This is a genomic window from Actinomycetota bacterium, from assembly GCA_030650795.1.
GTDB lineage: Bacteria > Actinomycetota > Actinomycetes > S36-B12 > S36-B12 > UBA11398.
The window spans coordinates 1-1299 of record JAUSDJ010000003.1 but is presented as its reverse complement, the minus strand read 5'-3'; the positions used below and the strand labels follow the sequence as shown (position 1 = coordinate 1299).

Genomic DNA, 1299 nt, shown 5'->3' with positions numbered 1-1299 from the left:
TCACCACGTCACCACGGAGCCCAACCCCTATGACCAGATTCTGCAGCATCTTCAATCAGTTGCTCCAGCTTTTTCCACGCACCGAGTTTCAGAAGGCCGTGATCGACACCAAGGCGGAACGGCACGCGCGCGGCTTCACGTGCTGGGACCAATTCGTGGCGATGCTGTTCGCCCAACTCGGGCGCGCGCATTCGCTGCGGGAGATCTGCGGCGGCTTGGCCAGTTGCGAAGGCAAGCTGGCGCATCTCGGGGCGACGGCGCCCCCGCGGTCGACGCTCGCCTACGCCAATGCGCATCGGCCGTGGCCGCTCTATCAAGCCGTGTTCTATCAGGTCCTGGCGCGGTGTCGGGAGGTGGCGGGCTCGAAGCCCTTCCGCTTCAAGAACAAGCTCCTGAGTCTCGACGCCACGGTCATCGACTTGTGCGCGGAGATGTTTCCGTGGGCGGTGTTTCGCCGCACCAAAGGCGCGGTGAAGCTGCATTTCACGCTCGATCACGACGGGTACCTGCCGATCTTCCTGGTCATCACCGACGGCAAGCATCACGAGGGCCCGATGGCGCGGGAGCAGACGTTTACGGCGGGGACGATCTTGGTCTTCGACAAAGGCTATACCGACTTCGCCTGGTTCGCCGACCTGACGGCGGCCGGGGTGTTCTTCGTGACCCGACTGAAGCGCCAAGCGGATTACACCGTGGTCGAGCGCCGCACCCCGCCGCAGGACCGGGGCATTGTGTGCGATCAGATCATTCGGTTCCGCGGCCCGCTGACGCAGAAGAAATATCCCGGCCACTTGCGGCGGGTCGTCTATCGCACGCCCGAGGGCGAGCGCCTCGAGTTCCTGACCAACCACCTGACGCTCGGCGCTTCGACCGTGGCGCGGATCTACAAGGAGCGGTGGCAGATCGAGCTGTTTTTCAAAGCGTTGAAGCAGAACTTGCGCGTGAAGACGTTCGTGGGCACGTCCGCCAACGCCCTGCACATTCAGATCTGGACGGCGCTCATCGCGCTGCTCGTGCTGAAGTACCTGCAACTGAAGGCGCGCTTCGGGTGGTCGCTCTCGAATCTGGTCGCGTTGCTCCGGATGAACCTGCTGGTCTATCGCGACCTCTGGGCGTGGCTCGATGACCCGTTTACCAGCCCGCCGCCGCTCGCTGAACCTGTCCAAGGTGCGCTGGCCTTCAGGTAATTGGGACAGCATCACGGAAGGTGTCGTTTGAGCAGACGTCAACCACGCCCTGTTTCCCGCGGAAAACTCGGCGCGCTCAACAGCGACCACGGCTAATTTGGACAGCACTGAT

The 1299-nt window shown here is 63.0% G+C and carries 1 protein-coding gene; it reads left to right on the top strand.

Annotation, left to right across the window (positions count from 1 at the left end):
• Nucleotides 1–29: 29 nt before the first annotated feature.
• Nucleotides 30–1187, top strand: a complete 1158-nt coding sequence (locus tag Q7L55_01990; protein MDO8731334.1) for an IS4 family transposase — start codon at nucleotides 30–32, stop codon at nucleotides 1185–1187.
• Nucleotides 1188–1299: the final 112 nt, after the last annotated feature.

Excerpts from the sequence above, each read along its gene's own strand:
- Q7L55_01990 (MDO8731334.1), top strand. The coding sequence starts at position 30 with ATGACCAGATTCTGCAGCATCTTCAATCAGTTGCTCCAGCTTTTTCCA.